The following is a 15,136-nucleotide window of genomic DNA, read 5'->3' on the forward strand; positions in this document are numbered from 1 at the left end:
TGTGGTCGGGCAGTTGTAGGAGAGATTCGGAAAATGGCACGGGAACTCGGCTGGATCAGGCAATTTCAGGCCCCGAGTGCGGAATCCGCGCCACCGCTGCTGGTCTTCCCGCACGCCGGTGCGGGCGCCTCGGCCTATCGGGTGTTCGCCAAGACCATGGCCGCCGACTTCGATGTCGTGGTGTTCCAGTACCCGGGCCGTCAGGACCGGGCCCGCGAGGCCGCCATGGAGACGCTGCCCGAGATCGCGGCCGGCGCCTTCGCCGCCTTCCGGGAATCCGCGCACGAAACCGGTGTTCCCCTCACCATTTTCGGGCACAGCATGGGCGCGGTCATCGCGTTCGAATTCGCCCGCCTGGCCGAGGCCGCGGGGCTGGGCGTGCGGCTGCTGGTCGCCTCCTCGGCCGCCGCACCCGCCCGGATCGCCGACCTGCCGGGGCATCCCACCGAGGACGAAGCCCTGCTCGACCACATGTCGGCGCTCAACGGCACCGGCGCGGAGGTACTGGGCAGCCGCGACGTGCTGCGCATGGCGCTTCCGGTCATGAAGGCCGACTACCGTGCCTTCGACGCCTATTCGTGCGCGGCCGACATCGCGGTGGACGCGCCGATCCTGGTGCTGGGCGGTGACGAGGACGAATTCGTCGCGCCGCGCGATCTGTACGCGTGGGAAGGCCACAGCCGCGGCGGAATTCGCGTCACCCTGTTCACGGGCGGGCACTTCTACCTCGACGACCATGTGCACGGCATCGCCGAACTGCTGGCCGCGGAGAAGAGCGTCGTCGCATGAGCGCGCCGGATTCCGGCGATCCCATCGTGATCGTCGGCATGGGTATCGAGGCGCCCGGCGGCATCGACACCCTGCCGGAATTCTGGGCGGCCCTGGCGGCCGGGCGGGAACTGATCGGTCCCTTTCCCCGTGATCGGGAATGGCCGCTGGCCGAATTGCTGACCTTGGACCGCCACGAGGGCTGGGCCGCGGTGCCCGACGCCGGCGGATTCCTGACCGGCGCCGCAGATTTCGATCCGCTGTTCTTCGGCATCACCCCGCGCGAGGCGGTGGCCATGGATCCGCAGCAGCGGGTCGGCCTGCGGGTGGCCTGGCGGGCGCTCGAGCAGGCCGGAATCAATCCCGATGCGGTGGACGGTGATTCGGCCGGGTGCTGGATGGGCGCCTCGGTCATGGAGTACGGGCCGCGGGCGGCCTCGGTCAACGAGTACAGCGGGTACCGGGCCACCGGCACCGCGCTGGGCGCGGTGGCCGGGCGGATCTCGCACGGGCTGGGCCTGACCGGGCCGTCGGTCACCGTCGACACCGCGTGCGCCTCCGCGCTCACCGCCGTGCATCAGGCGGCCGCCGCCCTCCGGGCGGGGGAGTGCGAGTGGGCGCTCGCGGGCGGCGTGTGCGTCATGGGTTCGCCGGGCGCGTTCTACGAGTTCTCCAAGAACAACGCGCTGGCAGCCGACGGGCACTGCCGCTCCTACTCCGCCGACGCTACCGGCACGCTCTGGGGTGAGGGTGCGGGAGTCGTTGTGCTGGAACGGGAGTCGCGGGCGCGGGCGCTCGGGCATCGGGTGTACGGGCGGCTGCTGGGCTCGCGCGTCAACCACAATGGCAAGGGCGCGCCGATCGCGGTGCCGAGCGCGGCGGCGCAGGAGCGCCTCATTCGCGACACCCTGGCCGCATCCGGTGTCGCCGCCGAACAGGTCGGGCTCATCGAGGGCCACGGCACCGGGACCCCGGTCGGCGACCCGCTCGAATTGACCGCGCTCGCAGCCACTTACGGCGTTCCCGGTGGCGTGGCGCGGCTGGGCTCGGTGAAGTCCAACGCCGGCCACGCGCAGGCCGCCTCCGGACTGCTGGGCCTGATCAAGGTGCTGCTGGCGGGCGTGCACGGGCAGATCCCGCGCACCCTGCACGCCCAGCGCCCGACCGCCGACATCGAGTGGGCCGGCACCACACTGCGGCTCGCCACCGAACTCGAATCCTGGGCCGCCGTGGACGGCATGCGGTACGCGGCCGTGTCCTCGTTCGGTGTCGCGGGCACCAACGCCCACGCCCTCGTCGGCCTGCCCGAGCTGGAGGAAATCGATGTCTAGCCACCGGCTGCCCGATGGCAGCATCCCCGTCCTGCTCTCGTCAGACGCCGCCGACGGCGTGCGCGCCGAGGCTGCGGGCATCCTGGCCTACCTGGAGCAGCGGCCCACCGTGACCCCGGATCGGGTGTCGGACATGCTGTTCCGCACCCGCACGGCCCGCCGGCACCGGGCGCTGGCCATGGTCACCGGGCGCGAGGAACTCCTCGACGCCCTGGGCGCGATCATCGACGGGGTCTCGCATCCCGCCGTGGTGCTGGGTGACGGTCCCGCCACCGTGCGCCGGATCGGCTTCGTCTTCCCCGGTCAGGGCAGTCAGCGACCCGGCATGGGCACGCTGTACTATGAGCTGTCCCCGGTCTACCGGGCCGCCGTCGACGAGTGCGCGGCCGTGCACGCCGAGCGCTTCGGCCACGATCAGCCGCTGCACTATCTGCTCGGCACCGCGGGCGCGTACCAGGACACGGTGTGGGAAGTGCAGCCCGCCTTGATGTTCCACATGGCCGGGCTGGCCGCCATGTGGCAGGCCGCCGGTGTGAGCCCGGCCGCCACCATCGGTCACAGTCAGGGCGAGCTGGCCGCCGGCGCGGTCTCGCGGGTCATGTCGGTGCGCGACGCCGTGCTGGTCGTCGCCCACCGCGCGCGCCTGGTCGAGCGCCTCTCGCCGCGCGGCTACGCCATGGCCGTGCTGGCCATGAACCGCGAGGATTGCGAGGCCCTGCTGGCCCGACATTCCGGCTGGGCCGAGTTGTCGGTGGTGAACGCCCCGCACGTCATGGCCATCTCCGGTGACCGCGACACCATCGCCGACATGGTCGCGACCGCCACCGAGCGCGGCCACTTCGCCCGCGAGATCGGAGTCGCCTATCCGGCGCACACCTCGATCGTGGCGGAGCTGCGCGCGGACTTCGAAGGCTTCCTGGGCGGCGAACTGAGCAGAGCGACCTTCACCGAGACCGAGATCCCCTGCTACGGAGCGACTCTCGGTGCGCGCATCACCGCCGATCTGATCCAGGAACAGTACTGGTACTGGAACCTGCGCAACCGTGTCCGCTTCGATCGCGCCGTGGTCGCCGCCGCCGTCGACGGCATCGACACCCTCATCGAGGTCGTCGAGCACCCCGTCCTGCAGCTGGCTCTTCAGGAGAATCTCTCCCTGGTCCCGCGCGACCCTTCGCGCGCTCCCCGCGACTTCAAGGTCCTGGGCACCTCCCTGCGCACCGCGACCTCGCTGCGGGAATTCACCCGCAACCTGGCCGCCGTCGCCGTCGCCGATCTCGCCTACGACTGGACCGCACTGCGTACCGGCGCGGCCCCGGCCCTCCCACTGCGCGACTTCCCGCATACGGTCATGAACCCCAAGCGCCTGTGGGCCGCCCCCGGTTATGCCCCGGAGGCGGTGCACCCGCCGGTCCCGGCCGCACCCAAACCCCAACGCCTGGTGGAGAAATGGACGCCCTGGGAGCGCCGCTCCCTCACCGCGCCCCGCCACCTGGCCTTCGTCGACCCGACCGGGCGCTGCGCCGATCAGCTCTCGGCCCTGCTCGCCGCCGCCGACCGCTACGGCGCGAACGCGACGGTGCTCACCGCGCCGAAGTCCGCGGAGGACAGAGCTTCCGGTCGCTTCGATGTGAGCGCGGTCCTGGACCTGGCCGAGATGGCCGCCGTCGTCGCCGAGAACGGCGCACCGGAAGCCGCCGACGGCGTGCTCGGCGAAATCCTTGCCGCCCAAGCGACTTCGGAACTATCGGCGGAGACCTTCGACAGTGTCGTGATCCTGTGGCCCGCGCTGCCGGAGGCCACCGGCGCGGCGGCTGTCGCCGAGCTGAGCGAATTCTTCGCCGGGCGCGCGTGGTTGCCCGCGCTCGCCGGCGTGCGCCCGGGCGGCGACTGCTGGCTGGTGACGGTCGGCGGTGAGGTCGTGGTGCCCGAGGACGTGGTGCCGCACCTGTTCCACGGGGCCGTGGCGTCCGGATTCCGGTGTATCGGTGTGGAGCGGCCCGGCGTGCTGTTCCGGCATCTGGATCTCGCGGCCGATGCCGGAACCGGTGAAGCGAATCGGATTGTGGCGGCGCTGCATACGGCCGGTGAGCCGGACGTGGCGCTGCGCGGCGGAAAGGTGTTCGTCAAGCGGCTGGTCGTGGACGAGTCCGCGCCGGGCGCGCCCGCCGATCTCGATCATGTGCTGATCGTGGGCGGCACCGGCAAGCTCGGGCTGCTGTTCGCCGAGGACTTCGCGCGGCAGGGCGCGGGACGGATCACGGTGGTGAGCCGGTCCGGCGAATCCGGCACGGCCGCCGAGGAAGTGGCGCGGCTGCGGATGCTCGGCGCCACCGAGATCGTGGTCGCGGCCTGCGACATCAGCGATGTGGACGCTGTCGCGATCCTCGCGGCCGGGCTGGAGCAGCGGCCGGTGAGCCTGCTCGTCCACGCCGCCGTCAACTATGTGGACGCCGGCATCGAGGAGATCACCGCCGAGATGGTGGCCACCGCCGCCGCCTCGAAGGCGCTGGGCCTGGAGGCCGTGCTCGACGCGGTGCCGCTGGCCCCGGCCGGGCGGGTGCTGCTGTGCTCGTCCATGGCCGCGACACTCGGCGGGCGCGGGCAGATTCTGTACGCCGTCACCAACCGGATGCTGGACATCCTCGCCCGCCGGGTGCGTGCGCGGGGTATCGATTGCTCCGCGTTGGAGTGGGGCCTGTGGAGTGTCGCGGGACCGCTCGACGCGGCGGGCATGGCACGGGTCGAGGGCGCCGGCGTGTACCCCATGAACCCGGCCGATGCCATCGCCGCCGGATTCACCGGGCAGCCGACCGACGCGGTGGTGATCTCCGCGGACTGGGCGTTCCTGCGCGATGTCATGGGCGCCTTCGGGCAGGCCGCGGTGCTGTCGGAAGTGCCGGAGCCCGAACCGATGACACCGGCGCGCATCGATGATGCGGCACTGGCGGTTCCGAGCGCGAATCGGGCTGTCGCGGAACCGGCTCCGGTATCGCCCGTTGTCGCCGAGCGGCCGGTGGCCGCCGCACCGGCCCTCCCGCTGGCGGATCAGGTGCTCGCCGAACTCGAGCGGGTCATGGGCATCGGCGCGGGCGACACCATCGACCGCTCCACGCCGCTGGTCGCACTGGGCCTGGATTCGTTGCAGGCCTTGGACTTCCGCAAGCGGGTGCAGGCGTCGCTGGACCTGGAGCTGCCGGTCGCGGCGATCCTGGGCGGCGCGTCGCTGGACGATGTCGTGCTGCTGATGGCAGAGAACACCAACTAGGGCTAGGGGCCAGATCTTCATGTCAGACACCGATGCCACCGTGACCGTGGCCGGAACCTCCGTCGCCGACCGCCGCCGGGAGCTGCTGCGGCGCAAGCTCGCCGAGCAGGGTCTTACCGCCGCCACCGCCGCACCGGTGCGCCGCACCCGGGCCGGGGAGCGGCGTCCGCTGTCGGCCGGGCAGCGTCGCATGTGGTTCCTGCAGACCCGTGACCCCGAGGACACCACACTGAACATCTGTGTGGCGTACCGGCTCACCGGCGCGCTCGACGAGCAGCGCCTGCGGACCGCGGTGGCGGCGGTGTTCGCGCGGCATGACGTGCTGCGCACCACCTTCGGCGTGGACGCGGACGGCGAGCCGTTCCAGGTGTTCACCGACGACATCGCGCTGCCGTGGCAGTCGCACGATCTGACCGATCTGGCCGAGTCCGCCCGCCCGGTGCGAGTGGAGGTGCTGGCGCGCCGGGAATTCGGCCGCCCCTTCGACCTGGCCACCGAGCTGCCGTTGCGAATCACGCTGGTGCGCAACGGAACCGCGGAGTGGGTGCTGCTGCTGGCCGCCCACCACGGCTGCTGGGACGACGATGCCTGGGGCGTGTTCTTCACCGACCTCAACGCCGCCTACAACGGGGCCGGGACCGCCGCCCCGGCCGCGCAGTTCGTCGACCTCGAGGTCCTGGACGCCCCGGCCGAGGACGCCGCCGACCTCGCCTACTGGCGGAACACCCTGCGCCCCTTGCCCGAACCCCTCGAACTCCCCGGCTCGGCCGTGGTCGCACCGTCGAAGCGCGCCGACCGCTGCACGATCGCGCTGCCCGCCGGTCTCCTGGACCGGGTGGACGGCTTCGCCCGCGAGCACGCGGCCAGCCCGTTCATGGTGCTGCTCGCCGGCTACGCCGCCCTGATCCAGCGCTACACCGCCGCCGACGATTTCCTGGTCTCCATTCCGGTCACCAACCGGCGCTCGGCCACCGCCGAACAGCTCATCGGCTATTTCGGCAACACGCTGCTGCTGCGCGAGACCTTCGACCGCGCCGAGACGTTCGCCGGTCTGGTCGCGGCCACCAAGCGCACCTGCCTGGACGCCTTCGCCCATCAGGCCGTCGGCATCGACCGCGTGGTGCGCGAGGTGAACCCGGAGCGCGTCGCCGGCCGCGACGGCATGGATCAGCTGGTGCGCCTGGGCTTCAGCGTTCGCAAGAGCGCCGACGGCTTCGCGCTGGACGGCGTCACCTCGGCCCAGCTCGACGAGCTGGGCGCGCCCACCGCGCAGGTCCCGCTGGTCCTCGCCGTCGTCACCGAGAGCGCGCACGGCGCGGTGCTCGAGGCCGAATACCAGGTGGACGTGCTGCACCGGGCGCTGGTACAGCGCATGCTGGAACACTACGCGCGGCTGCTGGACCGGGCGCTGAGCACGCCCGGCAGCCGGCTCGCCGACCTCGACATGCTGGGCGGGGACGACCGCCTCGCCATCCTGGAACAGTCGCGCGGCGCGGACGTCCCGGCCGACCCGGCCACCATGGTCGACCTGTTCGAGGCTGGTGTCGCCGCCGGACCCGAGACCCTGGCCCTGGTCTCCGACGATCTCGAACTCACCTACGCGGAGCTGAACCGACGCGCGAACCGGCTGGCGCACTGGCTGATTCGCGAGGGCGTCGGCAGCGAGGACATCGTCGCCCTGCGCATGAGCAACTCGGTCGAGTTCATCGTCGCCGTGTACGGCGTCCTCAAGGCGGGCGCCGCCTACCTGCCCATCGACCCGGCCTACCCGGACGACCGCATCGACTACCTGATCGCCGACGCGGGCCCGCGCCTGGTGCTGGGCCGCGTCGAACTCGACGCCGCCGAGGAGGCCGCCGCCGGGCTGCCCGACCGCGATCCCACCGACGCCGACCGCGTCCGCCCGCTGCTGCCGGCGAACCTGGCCTACGTCATCTACACCTCGGGCTCGACCGGCAGGCCCAAGGGCGTCCCGGTCTCGCACGCCGCTATCGCCGAGCACGTGGTCGGCTTCACCGCCGAATGGGGCATGACCGCCGAGGACCGGCTGCTGCAGTCGTCCTCGGTGAGCTTCGACGCCTCCCTGCTGGACATCTTCGTCACCCTGGCGCTGGGCGCGCGGCTGATCGTGCCGAAACCCGATGCCTTCCGCGACATCCGCTACGTCGCCGACCTCATCACCCGCCGCGGCGTCACCGTGCTGCACATGGTGCCGTCCATGCTCGGCACCTTCCTGCTGCTGCCCGAGGTCAGTGAATGGCGTGCGCTGCGCCATGTCCCGGTCGGCGGCGAGGCGCTCCCGGGCGAGGTGGCCGACCGGTTCGCCGCCGTCTTCGACGCCGAACTGCGCAACCACTACGGACCGACCGAGGCCGTGGTGTGCGCGACCCATCAGCCGGTGACGGGCCCGCAGGGCACCGGCATCGTGCCCATCGGCGTCCCCAACCAGAACGTGCACGCCTACGTGCTCGACGAGGCCCTGCAACTGGTGCCCGCCGGGGTGGTCGGTGAGATCTACCTGGGCGGTGCGCAATTGGCGCGCGGCTACCTGGGCCGAGCCGCGCTCACCGCGAGCCGCTTCGTCGCCGACCCCTTCACCTCCGGTGCGCGGCTCTACCGCACCGGAGATCTGGCCCGCCGCAACGAGTTCGGAGAACTGGACTTCGTCGGCCGCGCCGACGAACAGGTCAAGGTGCGCGGCTTCCGCATCGAACTCGGCGAGGTGGAGTCCGCGCTGGCCGCGCACCCGAGCGTCGGGCACTGCGTGGTGATCGTGGCCGAGGATCCGGCCGTGGGCGCCCAGCTGGCCGCTTACCTGGTGCCCGTGGCCGGCGCGACGGTCGACGTGGAGCAGGTGCGCGCGCACGGCGCCGCCGCGCTGCCGGAGTACATGGTGCCCAGCGCCTTCGCCGTCATCGACGCGATTCCGCTGACCGTCAACGGCAAGCTGGACAAGCGGGCGCTGCCCGCGCCGTCGCCGGCGATCGAACGGGTGCACCGCGCACCCGCCACCGCCACCGAACGACGCCTGTGCGGGATCTACACCCGGCTGTTCGGGATTGCGGTGTCCGGCGCGGACGATTCTTTCTTCGAACTCGGCGGGCACTCGCTGCTGGCCGCGCGCCTGGTCGCGCAGATCCGCGCCGAATTCGGCGTGGAACTGGATGTGCGGATGGTGTTCGACACCCCGACCCCGGCCGGTCTGGCCGCCGGTCTGGTCGCGCGGTTCCGCGACGAGTTCGGCATCGACCTCGATGCCATGGACGACGACGCCGACACCGCCGAGTCCGGCGAAACGGTCACCGCCACAACGCTGTCCGGCCGGCCGGCGGTCACCGCCCGGCAGCGCCCGGACCGGCTGCCGCTGTCCTACTCGCAGCTGGCCATGTGGTTCCAGTACCGCATGGAGGGCCCGAGCGCGGTCGGCAACCTGCCCTTCGCCGTCCGCTTCGACGGCGGCCTGGACATCGCCGCGCTGCGCGCCGCGCTCTCGGACGTGGTGGCCCGGCACGAGGCCCTGCGCACCGGTTTCGGTGTGCAGGACGGCGTTCCGTACCAGGTGGTGCGGGCCGCCGGGGAGGTCGAGCTCGAGGTCACCGGCCTCGACGCGGCCGAACTGGCCGACGAGCTCGCCGAGATCGGCCGCTACCCGTTCACCGTCGAATCCGAGCCGCTGCTGCGGGCGCGCCTGCTGGTCCTGGACCCGGGCACGCACGTGCTGTCGCTGCTGGTGCACCACATCGTGGCCGACCACACCTCGCTGGGCATCCTGCTCGAGGACCTGGTCACCGCCTACCGCGCGCGGGTCGAGGGCGGGACGGCCCCGGCATGGCCGCCGCTGATCGTGCAGTACCCGGATTACGTGCTGTGGCAACACGACGCCTTCGGCCCGGCCGCGGACGGCGCGCCCGGTGCGTTCGGCCGCGCCCAGCTCGACTACTGGCGCACGGCCCTCGCCGGGGTGCCCGATCAGATCGACGTCGCCCACGACCGAGCGCGACCGGCCGTGCTCGGCAAACGCGGCGTGGTCGCCGCCTTCGCGGCTCCCGCCGCCCTGCGCACCGGCCTCAGCGCCCTCGCGGAAGCCTGTGGCGCAACGGAATTCATGGTCTACACGGCCGCCGTAGCCACCCTGCTGCACAAGCTGGGCGGCGGCGCGGACATCACCCTGGGCACCCCGGTGGCGAGCCGTGTCGACGCGGCGACCGCGCCGCTGGCCGGCCTGTTCGCCAATATGGCCGTCCTGCGCAACGACCTGTCCGGCGCTCCGACCCTGCGCGAGACCGTGTTGCGGTCCCGCGAGGTCGTGCTGGATGCCCATGCGCACCAGGAACTTCCGATCGAACGACTGGTGGAGGCGCTCAATCCGCCGCGCTCGCGCTCCCGGAACCCGCTGTTCCAGAGCATGCTGCACTTCCGCGGCGTCGACTGGGCGCCGGCGACGATTCCCATGGCCGGAGACACCACCGCCACCGTGCTGCCGGTCGACTTCGACGTCTCGTTCCTGGACCTCAATATCTCCGTGAACGTCACCGGTGACGGCGGCCTGGCCGTGCGCGTGGTCGCCAATGCCGACCTGTACGAGCCGGACACCGTGCAGCACATCGCGACCGCGCTGGTCACCACCCTGGAGGCGTACGCCACCGCGCCCGACCGCGCGGTGACCGACCTCGAGGTGCTGCCGGCCGATCAGCTGGCGCGACTGCTCGCCGCGCCCGCGCCCGCCGCGCAGACCGCCACCGTCACCACCGGCGACCACGCCCGCACCGAACGCGCGCTCATCGACCTGCTCGAAGAACTCCTCGAGATCAGCGAGGTCGAGGCCGACGACAACTTCTTCGCCCTCGGCGGCGACAGCGTCATCTCCATCCAGTGGTCGGCCCGCGCCACCGCGCTCGGCCTGCCGCTCAGCCCGCAGCTGGTGTTCGAGCACCTCACCATCGCCGAACTCGCCGCCGCGGTCGACGCCGCCGAACCCCCTGCCGCGCAAGCGGAATCGATCCCCGCTGAAGAATCCGCCCCCATGAGCGCCTCCGGCCTCGACGCCGCCGCCCTCGCCGCCCTCGCCGCATCCTGGCAGGCCCGATGACCACCACCGAAAACCGCACCGCGCCGCCGCAGATCGAGGACGTGCTGGCGCTGAGCCCGCTGCAGGAGGGACTGTTCTCGCTGTCGCGCCTCACCGGCGACGGCCTCGACCTGTACACCATGCAGTTCGTGGTGGACATCGACGGACCGCTGGACACCGCGCTGCTGCGCCGCAGCGCCCAGGCCATGCTGGATCGGCATCCCAACCTGCGCGCGGCCTTCTGGGACGAGAACGTGCCGCGGCCGGTGCAGATCGTGCCCGTCCACGCCGAACTGCCCTGGACCGAAAAGGTCGCGCGGCCGGAGGAATTCGACGCCATCGCCGCGGACGAGCGCCACGCGCCGTTCGATCTGAGCCGCGGTCCGGCCCTGCGCCTCCTGCTGCTCACGGTGCCGGATGCCGGCACCCGGCGGATGATCCTCACCGCGCACCACATCCTGATGGACGGCTGGGCGGTGGCGGTGTTCTTCACCGAACTGCTCGCCGTCTACCGGTCCGGCGGATCCGTCGCGGCACTGCCGAAACCGCGTCCCTACCGCGACTACATCGCGTGGCTGGGCGCACAGGACACCGCCGCGGTCACTCAGCGCTGGTCCGACTACCTCGCGGGGGTGAGCGGTCCGCTCATGCTGGCGGACGGCGCGCCGGTCGGCCCGAACGCCGTGCCGGAGAAGACCCGCCTGCTGTTGTCCGCTGCCGAGACCGACCGGGTCCGTACCTGGTCCGGCGCGCACGGGCTGACCCTCAACACCGCCGTGCAGTTCGCCTGGACGGTGCTGCTCGGGCGGCTCACCGATCGCCGGGACATCGTGTACGGCACCACCATCTCCGGTCGGCCCGACCAGCTTCCGGGCGTGGAGGGCATGGTCGGGTTGTTCATCAACACCGTGCCCGTCGCCCACCATCTGGACTCCGGCACCTCCATCGCCGACCAGTGCGCCCGCCTGCAGCGCGAGTGCGCCGCCATGCGCGACATCGGCTTCCTGAGCCTGTCGGCCGTGCAGCGCGCCGCCGGGCACGGCACCCTCTTCGACACGCTGTTCGTCTTCGAGAACGCTCCCATCGACGACGCCATCCGCACCGTCACCGCCCCCGACGGCGCCTGCTTCCGTCCGATCGAGATGGAAAGCCTCGCGCACTACCCGCTCACGGTGGTCGCGCACATGAGCGGTGACGAGCTGTTGGTCCAGCTCGAGGTGATGCCCGCCGCGCTGCCCTACTTCCCGGCCGCAGACCTGGGCGAGCGGCTGCTCGCGCTGCTACGGCAACTACCGGAAACCGGCACGGCCACACCCGATTCGCTCAGCGTGCTCACCGCATCGGAGCAGGAGCTGTCCGCAGCGCCGATCAGCCCCTTCGCGCCCGCCGCGATGACGCAAGGGCCCACGACCGCATTCGCCGACGCCAGCTCGGTCTGGGAGTTGTTCGAGCTACAGGTGGCCGCCACGCCGGAAGCCGTTGCACTCCAGGACAGCTCCGGCTCCCGGTACACCTATCGCGCCCTGCACGATGCGGCCGTCCGGCTCGGCGCGGAATTCGCCGCACAGGGCGTCGGCCCGGAAACTGTTGTAGCGCTGGTACTTCCACGTAGCGTGCGATCGATTGTCGTGGTACTGGCGGCCTTCGCCGCGGGCGGAGCCTATGTGCCGGTGGATATCACGCTGCCCGCCGCACGCCTCGAGTCGATCCTCCGGCAGGCGCGGCCGACGCTGGTGGTCGCCGACGACAACACCCGCGACCTGCTCGACACCACCGGTGCCCCGCAGTCCGGCGCTGGTGTCGTAGCCGTCGGTGAGCAGCGGGTGCCGCTGCTGCTCCTCGGCGATCCCCTCGTCGCCGAACAGCACTCGGCCGCCCCTGCCGGACTCCCACGCGTCGTCCGCCACCCGGACCAGCTCGCGTACCTCATCTTCACCTCCGGCTCGACGGGTGAACCCAAGGGCGTCGCCGGGACCAATGCCGCCCTCATGGCCTACTTCGCCGACCATCGCGACCGGGTCTACGGGCCCGCCATGGCCCGCCTGGGTCGGCCGCTGCGCATCGCGCACGCCTGGTCGCTCAGCTTCGACGCCTCCTGGCAGCCGATGGTGGGCCTGCTCGCCGGGCAGACCCTCCACCTGTTCGACGCCACGGAAATGCGTGACGCGCAGCGGTTGTGCGCGGGCATGATCGCCCACGACATCGACATGATCGACACCACCCCGTCGATGTTCGCGCAGCTCAACGCCGCCGGACTGGTGGACCGCGAGCTGCCCGTGCTGGCGCTGGGCGGTGAGGCCATCGACGCCGCACTGTGGTCGCGGTTGCGCGCGCTGGCCCCGTCCGAAGGCCGGTCCGGCACGGCGGTCTACAACTGCTACGGACCCACCGAGACCACCGTCGAGGCCGTGGTGGCCCCCGTTGCGGACTTCGACACCCCGACCATCGGCACCGCGAACGCCGGAATGTCCGGCTACGTCCTGGATTCCAGCCTGCGACCGGTGCCCGGCGGGGTAGTCGGCGAGCTGTATCTGTCCGGGCCGCAGCTGGCCCGCGGCTATATCGGCCGCGCCGCAACCACATCCGATCGTTTCGTCGCCGACCCCTTCCGGCCCGGCCGCCGCATCTACCGCACCGGCGACCTGGTCCGCCGCCTGCCCCACGGCGGCCTCGGCTACCTGGGCCGCGCCGACGCACAGGTGAAGGTGCGCGGCTACCGCATCGAGATCGGCGAGATCGAGACCGCCCTGCGGCGACTACCCGGCGTCGACACCGCCGCCGTCACGGTGGTGCGCCGCGCGGGCGGGGCAAGCCTGGTCGGTTTCGTCGTGGGGGAGCGGGGCGAGCCCGTCGATCCCGCGTGCACCCGCGCCGCGCTCGCGGAACGCCTGCCCGCCTACATGATTCCGGCCCGCGTGCTCGCTTTGCCGAAGCTGCCGGTGAACGCCAACGGCAAACTCGACAGCCCCGAGCTGACGCGGCTCGCCGAAGCCGCCCTTGCCGACATCGGATCAGGCGCCGCGCCCAGCACCGCCACGGAGAAGGAGCTCGCCGAGGTTCTCGCCGAACTCTTCGACGGCCGCGCCCCCGGCCTCGACGACGACTTCTTCGCTCTCGGCGTGGACAGCATCGTCGCCATCTCCCTGGTCAACAAGGCCCGCCGCCGCGGTCTCACCCTCACCCCGCGCATGGTGCTGGCCACCCCGACCCTGCGCGAACTCGCCGCCGCGCTCGACGCCGCGGACCCGACCGCCGCGAACCGGGTGGCGGATTACGGTGCGGTGCAGCCGCTTCCGGTCGTCTCGTGGATGTACGAGTACGGCAGATACCGCCGCTTCACCCAGACCGCCCTGCTCCGGCTGCCGGACGGCATCGACCGCGAAGCCGTCGAGACTTCGCTGCAGGCCGTGCTCGACGGCTACGACGTCCTGCGATCATGCCTGGTCGACACGGACGACGGCCCGCGCCTGGTCACCGCCGAGCCGGGCAGCGTCCGCGCGGCCGACATCCTCACGCACACAGCCGATCCCGCCGACACCGCCGCGGCCGTCCACGCCGCGGCACGGACGGTCATGGACCGGATCGACCCGCGCACCGGCGATATGGTGCGCGCCGTCTGGTTCTCCGGCACCGAGCACGGCGATATCCTGCTGCTCACCATCCACCACCTGGCCGTGGACGTGGTCTCCTGGCACCTGCTCATCGCTGCCCTGAACGAGGGCGCGGCCCTTCCCGAATCCACCTCGTACCGCGAGTTCTCCCGCCGCATGGCAGAGCGGGCCGAGTGCGCGGAAGTTCGCACACAGCAGGACTATTGGTGCGACCAGCTCGCCGCCCCCGACCCCGCCATCGGCCGCCGCATCCCCTACCCGCACACCGACTCCTGGTCTTCCCTCCGGGTCGCCACCGCCGTGACCCCGGTCGCGGTAACCGCCCGCCTGCTCGCCGCGCTCACCCGCGACGAGGGTGTCCGCGAACTGCTGCTCACCGCCCTCACCATCACCCTGGCGAGCTGGCGGCGCGAGCGCGCCCAGGATCCCGCCCACGGCGTCCTCCTCGCCCTGGAAGGCCACGGCCGCGCCGACGACCTGCTCGGCACCGACACCAGCAACACCCTCGGCTGGTTCACCAGCGTGTTCCCGATCCGCCTCGGCGCGGGCGAGACGGTGGATGCCGAACGGGCGGAACAGGATCCGGCCGCGGCCCGCGTCCTTCTGGAATCGGTGACCACGCACCTGTCCGCCATCCCCAACCGGGGCCTGGACTACGGCTTGCTCCGTTACACCACCCGGGTCCCCGAACTGGCCACCGCGCGGCACCCCCAGATCGAGTTCAACTACCTCGGCCGAGTCGACCTCAGCGGGCAGGACACCCGATCCTGGTCCCTGCTCATCGGCCCGCTCAACGAGGCACTGCCCCTGGATCCCGAACCCGACCTACCCCTGCGCTACGCGCTGGATGTCATCGCGGGCATCGGCTCGACCCCGGAGGGCCCGCAGCTCACCACCAAGTGGCGCTGGAGCGAAATCCTGTTCACCGCAGCGGAAGCCAACCGCCTGACCGAACTCTGGCAGCGCAGCCTGGCCGCCCTGGCAGTTGCCGTGTCCTGATCACCCAGGCGGTAAGGGCCGTCCGGCCGCGTGAGAGTGGGCGGGCGGCCGATACCGCGGAAGAAGTTCGGCGGTCGGGCCGCCGCTGGAGAAG

General features: G+C 71.8%; 5 protein-coding genes. All 5 read left to right on the forward strand.

Annotated elements, in window-relative coordinates:
* The first annotated feature begins 33 nt into the window (after nt 1-33).
* From ON33_RS04065 to ON33_RS04085, 5 genes are read left to right on the forward strand one after another with little or no spacing between them, the layout of a single operon-like run.
* Nucleotides 34-789, forward strand: a complete 756-nt coding sequence (locus ON33_RS04065; RefSeq protein ID WP_040855232.1) for a thioesterase II family protein — start codon at nt 34-36, stop codon at nt 787-789.
* Complete coding sequence (locus ON33_RS04070; protein WP_040855235.1) at nt 786-2,099, forward strand: beta-ketoacyl [acyl carrier protein] synthase domain-containing protein; 1,314 nt, start codon at nt 786-788, stop codon at nt 2,097-2,099. Before ON33_RS04065 ends, ON33_RS04070 begins: the two co-directional genes overlap by 4 nt.
* Nucleotides 2,092-5,364, forward strand: a complete 3,273-nt coding sequence (locus ON33_RS04075; RefSeq protein WP_040855238.1) for an SDR family NAD(P)-dependent oxidoreductase — start codon at nt 2,092-2,094, stop codon at nt 5,362-5,364. The genes ON33_RS04070 and ON33_RS04075 overlap by 8 nt, the downstream gene beginning before the upstream one ends.
* A gap of 19 nt (nt 5,365-5,383) precedes the next feature.
* Nucleotides 5,384-10,453 (forward strand): non-ribosomal peptide synthetase, encoded by a 5,070-nt coding sequence (locus ON33_RS04080; protein WP_040855241.1) that lies wholly within the window; start codon nt 5,384-5,386, stop codon nt 10,451-10,453.
* Nucleotides 10,450-15,042 carry a non-ribosomal peptide synthetase gene (locus ON33_RS04085; protein ID WP_040855244.1) on the forward strand — a complete coding sequence of 1,531 codons (4,593 nt, stop codon included), beginning with the start codon at nt 10,450-10,452 and terminating at the stop codon, nt 15,040-15,042. Before ON33_RS04080 ends, ON33_RS04085 begins: the two co-directional genes overlap by 4 nt.
* Nucleotides 15,043-15,136 lie beyond the last annotated feature (94 nt).

The organism is Nocardia niigatensis NBRC 100131, assembly GCF_000308655.1.
In the GTDB taxonomy this organism is placed as follows: domain Bacteria; phylum Actinomycetota; class Actinomycetes; order Mycobacteriales; family Mycobacteriaceae; genus Nocardia; species Nocardia niigatensis.

Excerpts from the sequence above, each read along its gene's own strand:
- ON33_RS04065 (WP_040855232.1), top strand. The coding sequence starts at position 34 with ATGGCACGGGAACTCGGCTGGATCAGGCAATTTCAGGCCCCGAGTGCG.
- ON33_RS04070 (WP_040855235.1), top strand. The coding sequence starts at position 786 with ATGAGCGCGCCGGATTCCGGCGATCCCATCGTGATCGTCGGCATGGGT.
- ON33_RS04075 (WP_040855238.1), top strand. The coding sequence starts at position 2,092 with ATGTCTAGCCACCGGCTGCCCGATGGCAGCATCCCCGTCCTGCTCTCG.
- ON33_RS04080 (WP_040855241.1), top strand. The coding sequence starts at position 5,384 with ATGTCAGACACCGATGCCACCGTGACCGTGGCCGGAACCTCCGTCGCC.
- ON33_RS04085 (WP_040855244.1), top strand. The coding sequence starts at position 10,450 with ATGACCACCACCGAAAACCGCACCGCGCCGCCGCAGATCGAGGACGTG.